7 protein-coding genes and 1 pseudogene are annotated in these 8,748 nt (G+C 59.8%); 1 reads left to right on the top strand and 7 read right to left on the bottom strand.

Features of this window, described 5'->3' with window-relative positions:
- Nucleotides 1–171: pseudogene (locus tag LD28_RS24050) on the top strand (selenium-dependent molybdenum cofactor biosynthesis protein YqeB); the annotation flags it as partial.
- A 129-nt stretch (nt 172–300) separates the two neighbouring features.
- On the opposite strand, the gene LD28_RS0110470 reads toward LD28_RS24050, so the two are convergent.
- The 7 genes from LD28_RS0110470 to ygeW all read right to left on the bottom strand — a co-directional run.
- Complete coding sequence (locus LD28_RS0110470) at nt 301–1,386, bottom strand: calcium/sodium antiporter (RefSeq protein WP_033136909.1); 1,086 nt, start codon at nt 1,384–1,386, stop codon at nt 301–303.
- A 160-nt stretch (nt 1,387–1,546) separates the two neighbouring features.
- On the bottom strand, nt 1,547–2,470 hold the full coding sequence (locus tag LD28_RS0110465) for a DMT family transporter (RefSeq protein ID WP_033136908.1): 924 nt from the start codon (nt 2,468–2,470) through the stop codon (nt 1,547–1,549).
- A gap of 225 nt (nt 2,471–2,695) precedes the next feature.
- Nucleotides 2,696–3,628: a carbamate kinase gene (gene arcC / locus LD28_RS0110460; protein ID WP_033136911.1), complete on the bottom strand. Its 933-nt coding sequence runs from the start codon at nt 3,626–3,628 to the stop codon at nt 2,696–2,698.
- A 108-nt stretch (nt 3,629–3,736) separates the two neighbouring features.
- Complete coding sequence (gene hydA, locus LD28_RS0110455) at nt 3,737–5,173, bottom strand: dihydropyrimidinase (RefSeq protein WP_050514296.1); 1,437 nt, start codon at nt 5,171–5,173, stop codon at nt 3,737–3,739.
- A 110-nt stretch (nt 5,174–5,283) separates the two neighbouring features.
- Nucleotides 5,284–6,501, bottom strand: a complete 1,218-nt coding sequence (locus tag LD28_RS0110450) for a YgeY family selenium metabolism-linked hydrolase (protein WP_033136907.1) — start codon at nt 6,499–6,501, stop codon at nt 5,284–5,286.
- Nucleotides 6,502–6,611: 110 nt separating this feature from the next.
- Complete coding sequence (gene dpaL / locus LD28_RS0110445; protein ID WP_033136906.1) at nt 6,612–7,811, bottom strand: diaminopropionate ammonia-lyase; 1,200 nt, start codon at nt 7,809–7,811, stop codon at nt 6,612–6,614.
- Nucleotides 7,812–7,950: 139 nt separating this feature from the next.
- Nucleotides 7,951–8,748 (bottom strand): knotted carbamoyltransferase YgeW (ygeW, locus tag LD28_RS0110440; RefSeq protein WP_033136905.1); only part of this gene is annotated, 798 nt, incomplete at its 5' end.

Below are 8,748 nucleotides of genomic sequence, written 5' to 3'. Positions count from 1 at the left end.
GGCATGGTGCGGGGGCTGCTCAGCGATGACATCGAGGTGACGGTCGGCTTCAAGATCGGCGATATCGACCCCAGAGGCGAGCGGGCCGATGCCACCACCGTCTCTGACAAGGCGCGCGCCATCGGCGGTGCCGTATTGGAAGCCATGATGCATCTGGCCAAGCGCAGATAAGGGGAAGCAAAACTAGCTTCGCGTTTGCGACTTCGGCACCAACCCGCCAAACAGAAAGCCCCACCGTGATGGTGGGGCTTTTTCGATCTGTCGCGTTATGCCGATCCCTTTACCTCAGGGAGACCTGCGTCACGGCTGGGTTCGTTGCAGACGCCAGGCACGCACCACAAGTACAACTAGAGTGATCGCGGTCAGCGGCAGCACGAAACCGGTCAGCGCCGCACTGAACTGGCTTTGCAGCGGACTGGATGTGGCGTGGAGGATCAGCCAGGTGGTGTAGCCGATGTAGTAGGCCAAAAACAGCGCTCCTTCCCAGCGGGCGATGGTGTAACCGGTAAAGAAGATGGGCAGGCAGGCGAGCGCCACCGCAATCATCACCGGAATATCGAATTGCAGGGCGGTGGCCGACACCTCGAGTCCTCCCGGCGTCACCATGGAGGTGAGCCCCAACACGCAGAGGATGTTGAAGATATTGCTGCCCACCACGTTGCCCACTGCGATATCCCGCTCTCCGCGCAGGGCGGCGACGATGGAGGTCACCACCTCCGGCAGTGAAGTACCCACCGCCACTATGGTGAGGCCGATCACCAGATCGCTCACCCCGAAGTAGTGAGCAATCTCCACCGCGCTGCTAACCAACAGCCGGGAGCCCAGGATCAACATCCCCAATCCCGCCACGATAAAGAACAGATTGCGGGGCAAGCTGTGGGGCGTCTCGGGCTCCTTCTGGCCAAACTCCTGCTCATATTCCGCTTGCACCGCCTTGGTTTCACGGCGGCTCTGCACAAACAGAAACACGGTATAGGCGACGACACCGGCAAACAGCAAGGCGCCTTCGAAGAAAGAGATCCGGCCATCCCAACCAAACATCAGCACCAGCAACGACACAGCAATCATCAGCGGCACATCGAAGCGCACCAGTTGCTGGGAGACCACCAGCGGTACGATCAAGGCCGAGATACCGAGAATAAAGAGCACGTTGAAGATATTGCTGCCGACCACGTTACCCACGGCGATCCCCGCCTGCCCCTCAAGGCCCGACTGGATGCTCACCGCCAGTTCGGGTGCACTGGTACCAAAAGCCACTATGGTCAATCCCACCACCAACGGGGAGATACCCATCATGGTGGCAAGGCGCGCAGCCCCCCGCACCAGATACTCAGCCCCCATTACCAGACACACCAGCCCCACGGCCAACCACACCAGCGTCATCATACGGTTTCATCCTTGCCGTTATGTTCGTTGAAATAATCACGATGAATCAGATACCTGCGCGCCAACGCAGCTATGTAACGCCATTGTAACGAGGGGCTGGCCCCCTGTCTCGGGCTCTTTTGAGTGCCGTTGATAGTGCTACTGGCTAGCCTGTTGCCACTCAACCGTGCTTGATGCGGGTCTCCCCTGCCACCGACACCACAGATCGTTTGCCCTTGCGGCTGATCACCAACAGCGCCAACACGATAAGTCCGATGCCGCCCCCCTCCACCGGTCCCGGGTTTTCGCCGAGCAGCCACCAGGAGAGCAGCACGCCGGTCACCGGCACCGCCAGGGTGCTGAGACTGGCGATCCCCGCTGGCAATTTTTTCAGCACAAAGAGCCAGAGACTCCAGGCGATGGCGGTGGCGAAGATGGCGCTATAGGCCAGCGCCCCCATCACGTAAGGTTGCCAGTCGATGGGGCGCTCCGGCACCAGCGCGGCCACCAGCGCCATCACCACAGTGGCGTAGATCATCTGCCAGGTGGTGAGGGACATCAGATCCACCCCGGGATGGCGGAGATACATCCGCTTGGCGATGATGGCGCTGATCCCCCAGCAGATGCCGGAGAGGATCGCCAACAGCGCACTCTTGAGGGACTCAAGATGCAGCAGCCAGGGCTGGATCACCAACAGCAGCCCGCACGCTGCCACCCCGACCGCCAGATAGTGCAACTTGCGCATCCGCTCGCCGAGGAAGAGCGCCGCGAAGATCACCACCCAAAACGGCATGGTGTAACTCAAAATAGCCACCTTGCCCGCCCCGCCGCTGATCAGCGCCCACTGGGCCAGCCCCACCATGCCGCAGGTCTGGAACAGGGCGATACCCAAGGTGTAGCGAAACGGGGTGGGTTTGAGGTAACGGCGCCCGCGCAGGGCCAGCACCAGCAACAACACCAGGGATCCGCACAGGCAACGCAGGGCGGTGAACTCGAAGGCCCCCGCATAGAGCATTACCTGCTTCATCACTATCCAGCTGTAACTCCAGATGGCGGTGAGCAGGACCAGTCCCACCAGCGCCGCCATATTGATCTTTGTGCTCATGTCGTACCACTCATCGCTCTGCCTTTCGCCTGTTTGGTTTATCTGGCCACCCCCTTATCGGGGGGGCCATCTTACCCCTGTGCTGCCGGGTTGCACATTCCCTACGGACCAATAGCCTGCTGGAAATAGCCTGCGGGCAACTCACCCTCAGCCACCGCGGCGCCCTTGCCAAAAACAGCAGGGGGCCTAGGCCCCCTGCGCATAAACCAGCCATCGAGTGACGCCTTACTGGCTGATCACGGTCCCGGTCTTGCCAGCGATCCCCTCGGCAGCCTTCTCCAGCAGGGTGATCAGGGATTTGCGCCCCGGCTTGGAGGTGGCAAAGGAGAGCGCCGCCTCCACCTTGGGCAACATGGAGCCTTTGGCAAACTGCCCCTGGGCGATAAAGCTCTGGGCATCCCCCACGCTCAACTTATCGAGCCACTGCACATCGGGCTTGCCAAAGTTGATGGCCACCTTCTCCACCGCAGTGAGGATGATCAGCATGTCGGCGTTAATCAGCTCCGCCAGTTTGGCGCTGGCCCAATCCTTGTCGATCACCGCACTGGCCCCACGCAGATGGTTCCCCTCCCGCAGCACCGGAATCCCGCCGCCACCGACGGTGATTACCACCTGCCCTGCGGCCAGCATGGCGGAGACGGTCTCTTTCTCGATGATGTCGATGGGTTTGGGCGATGCCACCACCCGGCGATAGCCACGACCGGCATCCTCTTTGAGCCGCTCACCCTTGGCCATCAGCACCTCGGCCTCCTCCTTGCTGAAGAAACCACCGATGGGTTTGCTCGGGTCGAGGAAGGCAGGATCGTTTTTATCCACTTCCACCTGAGTCACCAGGGTCGCGACCGGCTGATGAATACCGCGCTCCAGCAGGGCCTCGCGCAGGGCGTTTTGCAGGTCATAACCGATATAGCCCTGACTCAGGGCCACGCAGACCGACATGGGCAGATGGGGGGATTTTGGCTCGTGGCGGGCTGCCACCTCGAACGCCTGCTGGATCATCCCCACCTGTGGGCCGTTGCCGTGGGTAACCACCACCTCATGGCCCTCGGCGATCAAGTCGGCGATGGTGTGCGCCGTGCTCTGCACCGCTTTCATCTGTTCTGGCAAGTTGTTACCCAGAGCGTTGCCGCCCAGGGCCAGTACGATACGCTGTTTCATCTTGTTATCTCCAATGGTGGGACAAACCGGTGCCATACCGGCTCCCTGAAATTGTTCTGCCTGACGTTGTTTTGCAGAAGCACGCCGCGCCGTCTGCAGCGACCCGCCTCAACGGGCCGTGAAATGATCGGGTGAATAGTTTTGCGAACCGACCGTCGCGCCAAGCACCGGATCAAACGGTGCCCGCGCCATAAAGCGGCCATGACCCCGCTGCCCGGTGAACTCGCCGTCGCGGGCCACGATCTCGCCGCGGCTCAGGGTCATCCTGATCTGGCCCCGGCAGCGCATCCCCTCGTAGGGACTGTAATCACCGTTGTCGTGCAGTGTCTCGTGGCGGATAAGCGTCTCGCCACGGGGATCCATCACCACCCGATCGGCGTCAGCACCCGGTTGCAAATTCCCCTTGCGCGGCCAGAGACCAAAGAGTCGCGCCGAATTGGCGCTGGTGAGTGCCACAAAGCGGGACGGCGAGATGCGCCCACTGAGCACCCCATGAGCGAAAAGCAGCGACATCCGGTTCTCGACCCCGGGCAAGCCGTTGGGACAGCGGCTGAAATCGCCCCCTGACAGGGCCATACGCTGGGCGTGAGAGAAGTTGCAGTGATCGGTTGCCACCGTGTCGATGTCACCCGCACTGATGCCGACCCACAGCTTGTCGATCTCACTGCGCCCCCGCAGCGGCGGGCTCAACAGGAAGTCGACCCCGTCTTCGCGGTAAAAACAGGAGTCATCGAGCAACAGATATTGCGGGCAGGTCTCCACCCAAACCGGCTGACCCTGACGCCGTGCCAGCTTGAGATACTCCAGCCCCAGTCCGTTGGAGAGGTGGACGATATAAAGCGGTGCATTGCCCGACAATCTCGCCAGATTGATCATCCGGGCGATCGCCTCCGCCTCGCACTCCAGCGGACGGCTTTGCGGGTGATACCAGGGTTCATTGTGGCCAGCGGCCAACAGCGCCGTCCGGCGCGCCGCGATGGCGGCGTCGTTCTCGGGATGGACGGTGGCGAGCGCCCCCACCTCTTTAAGGCGGGCCAGGGCGCGCAGTACGTCATGGTCCTCCAGCTTGTACTGGTAGGTGAGGTAGAGCTTGAAGCTGCTGATCCCCTCCTCCTCCACCATGGCAGCCATTTCGTCCAGGATGGCGTCATCCACATGCTGGATCACGCCGTGAAAGCTGTAGTCGATCACCGCCTGATCGGCGGCGTAGTCGTGATAGCGGGCCAACTGGTGATGCAAATTGCACCCCGCCGGGCCAAATCCCATGTGATCGATGATGGCGGTGGTACCACCACAGGCGGCGGCACGGGTACCGCTGAAAAAGTCATCGCAACTGCGGGCAATCCCGACATCGATGTTGAAGTGGGTGTGGACATCAATGCCACCGGGCATCACATAGCAGCCGCTGGCATCGATAACGTCGGTATCGCCATCGGGCTGGATATCGACAGCGCGGGTGCGGATCACCCCGTTCTCGATAAGCAGATCCTGACGATATTCCCCTTCCGAATCGACCAGCACACCATTTTTGATAAGCCGTTTCATCCACACCTCCTAGAACGTCACTTCTCTTCAAACATCAAGGCCCCGCCTCACCGGAGACGGGGCACTTGCAACAGACGGGCGGTGATAGTGGTCACCGCCCGGCAGACCCCTTACTTGTCCAGCTCGGCCAGATAGAGCATGGGGATCACTGCGTACATGGCAGCGCACTTGACCAGATGCTCTTTCCAGGTCTTCTCGTTCGGCGCGTGGGCTTCCGGCTCTTTACCCGGGCCAAAGCCGATGACCGGAATGCCGTGGCGACCCATGATGGAGACCCCGTTGGTAGAGAAGGTCCACTTGTCGACCACCGGCTCTTTGCGGAACAGCTCGCGATAGGCCTTGGAGAGGGTCTTGACGGTGATGTGATCCTCTTCCACTTTCCAGGTCGGGAAGAAACACTCGGTCGGATAAACCAGACCGGTGTAAGCAGGACGGTCGTACTGATACATGGAAACTTCGGCACCGGCGGCTTTCACCGCAGGCAGGGCGCGGATCTCGTCCAGCGCACCTTGCCAGGTCTCGCCCCAGGTGAGGCGACGGTCGATGGAAATGGCACAACTGTCAGCCACGGCGCAACGGCTCGGGGAGGTAAAGAAGATCTCGGAGACGGTCAGGGTGCCCTTGCCAAGGAAGTCATCGTTGCCGAGGTGGTGGCTGAGCTCCTGCAATTCGCCCAGGATCGGACCCATCTTGAAGATGGCGTTGTCACCGCGCTCCGGCGCAGAACCGTGGCAGCTGATCCCTTGCACTTCGACACGGATCTCCATGCGACCACGATGTCCACGGTAGATCTGGCAATCGGTTGGCTCGGTACTGACCACGAACTCGGGGCGGATCTTGCTTTGCTCGATGATGTACTGCCAGCAGAGGCCGTCGCAATCCTCCTCCTGCACAGTACCTGTCACCAGCAGGGTGTACTGATCTTCCAGTCCCAGATCCTTGATGATCTTGCCGGCATAAACCATGGAGGCCATGCCCCCTTCCTGATCGGAGGCACCGCGGCCGCCGATGATCTCGTGATCTTCCATCCCCTCATAGGGGTCGAAGGTCCAGTTGGCGCGGTTACCGATACCGACGGTATCGATGTGGGCATCCATGGCGATCAGGCGCGGGCCGTGACCGATATAGCCCAGCACGTTGCCCATGGGGTCAATCTCGACCTTGTCGAAACCAACCTTCTCCATCTCCTGCTTGATACGCAGCACTACCCGCTCTTCATCGCAGCTTTCGCTCGGGATGGCGATCATGTCGCGCAGGAACTGAGTCATTTCGGCCTTGTACTGGTAGGCCTTCTCCAACACCATTTCAAACGGAATTTGCTTGCTCATTGTGATTTCTCCATAACAACTGAGAGTGCGCGGCCTGTTCGGCGCAACGCCTTGTGCCCTTTACCGCGCCCTGTTGGCAGGGCGCGATCAATTCTTTGATTCGTGGTTGCTTACTCGCAGGCGGGGTGTTTGCCTTCCCACACGACTTCCCGATAGTGCTTCACATCGGTATCCCCTTCGGTGTTGATGATCAGCACCACCGAGTTGCGATCCAGTCCCAGACGGGCCATCAGTGCCTCACGCTCGGGGTGATGACGCACCGCTGCCAGCACACCGGTACCGACCGAACCGGACTCACCGGAGAGGATGCGGGGATCGTTGCCAAGGGGGTTGCCCAGCACCCGCATGCCCAGCGCCGATACCTTGTCGTGGCAGGAGATGAACTGGGTGGTGCAGCTTCTGAGCAGCGGCCAGCCGAGGGGGTTTGGTTCGCCACAGGCGAGACCGGCCATGATGGTGCGCATATCGCCCCCCACATTGACCATTTCGCCCGCCACGCCGGAGCGGTAGATGCAGTCGGCCTGATCCGGCTCGACCACGATGCTATGCAGGTTTCTTGCCCCAAAGCAGTCCACCAGATACCCCAGTACCCCGCCCGCCAGTGCACCTACGCCAGCCTGCAGCAGCACGTGAGTGGGCTGCTTGATACCCATCCCCTGCATCTGCTCGACCGCTTCGTCGGCCAGGGTCGAGTAGCCCTGCATGATCCAGGTCGGGATCTTGGTGTAGCCTTCCCAAGCGGTGTCTTGCACGATGTGCCAGCCACGCTCTTCGGCCATCTTCATGGTCAGGCGCACGGTATCGTCATAGTTCATGTCGGTAACGATGCACTCGGCACCCAAATTCAGGATGTGATCCACCCGCTCCTGGGCAGAGCCCTTGGGCATGTAGACCACCGCATGCTGACCCACCTGCTTGGCCGCCCAGGCGACACCACGACCGTGGTTGCCATCGGTGGTGGTGGCGAAGGTCATCGGCTCCTTGATGGTGCGCTTGATGAGATCGAAGGAGAAATCCTCGACCGCCACCCCATATTTTTCACAAAGCAGGTTGGCGATGGCGTAAACACCACCCAACATCTTGAAGGCATTGAGGCCAAAACGCTTTGATTCGTCCTTGACCAATATATTTTTCACCCCGATATAGGCGGCCAACTCTTTAAGGTCACACAGGGGGGTCGGTTCATAACCGGCCAGTTTTTTATGAAAGGCACGAGCCTTTTGTGCTTCTGCACGGGAAAACAACGGTGATGGCTCGGCGGTAAAAAAGCGGTTATCGGCAATATCCATCTTCAGCGAAAATTGGGACATGCTTACCTCACTAGTCGTTACCTGACGAAGAGCTGTCTCGCCGGGAGATCCGTTATTCAGATACCACCGGGGAGAAAACTCGGAGTAATTATTTTTACATAGGGGGCAGGATGAATATTCACCCTGCCCGTCAGGTTATTTATTTAACCCGTTTCTGAGCCTCTTTAATCAGATTCTCCAGGGTTTCTGCCGGTGCAGAGAATTTACGAGCCATGATCATGGCGGCGATAATATAGGGCTTCCAGCTTGCTTCCTTGTAAGTGGCGATACGGTATTTCTCGAATACCCCTTCAGTCACTTCACCCTCTTTACAGGAGACTCCGGAAATATCGGCTGGCAGGCAGTGCATATAGAGTGCTTCGCCACCTTTGGTGAGCTTCATCATCTCTTCAGTGCAGTGCCAATCTTTGTGCTTGGCGTTCTGCTCCAGGCAATGCTTCTCCAGATCTTTGAGGCCAGCGTGGTCGTTGGCACGCAGCAGTTCGGTACGCTGCTCCATCACCTTGTAAGGGGCCCAGGACTTGGGATAGACGATATCCGCATCCTTGAACGCCTCTTCCATGGAGGTGACCTGACGGAAGCTGCCGCCGGAGGCCTTGGCATTCTCTTGGGCCACTTCGATCACGTCCGGGATCAGGTCATACCCTTCCGGGTGAGCCAGGGTCACATCCATACCGAAACGGGTCATCAGACCGATGATGCCTTGCGGCACGGAGAGCGGCTTGCCGTAGCTGGGTGAATAGGCCCAGGTCATGGCAATCTTTTTGCCCTTGAGGTTTTCCAGGCTGCCGAAGTGCTCCTGCAACCAGGCGAGATCAGCCATCGACTGGGTCGGGTGATCAATGTCGCACTGCAGGTTGACCAGCGCCGGACGCTGGGGCAGAACCCCCTTCTCGAAGCCCTCATCCAGCGCGGCACCCACTTCACGCATATAGGC

The sequence above is a fragment of the Aeromonas finlandensis genome (assembly GCF_000764645.1).
In the GTDB taxonomy this organism is placed as follows: domain Bacteria; phylum Pseudomonadota; class Gammaproteobacteria; order Enterobacterales; family Aeromonadaceae; genus Aeromonas; species Aeromonas finlandensis.
Note: the sequence above shows the minus strand (reverse complement) of the source record. Positions and strands in the feature narration are given on the sequence as shown.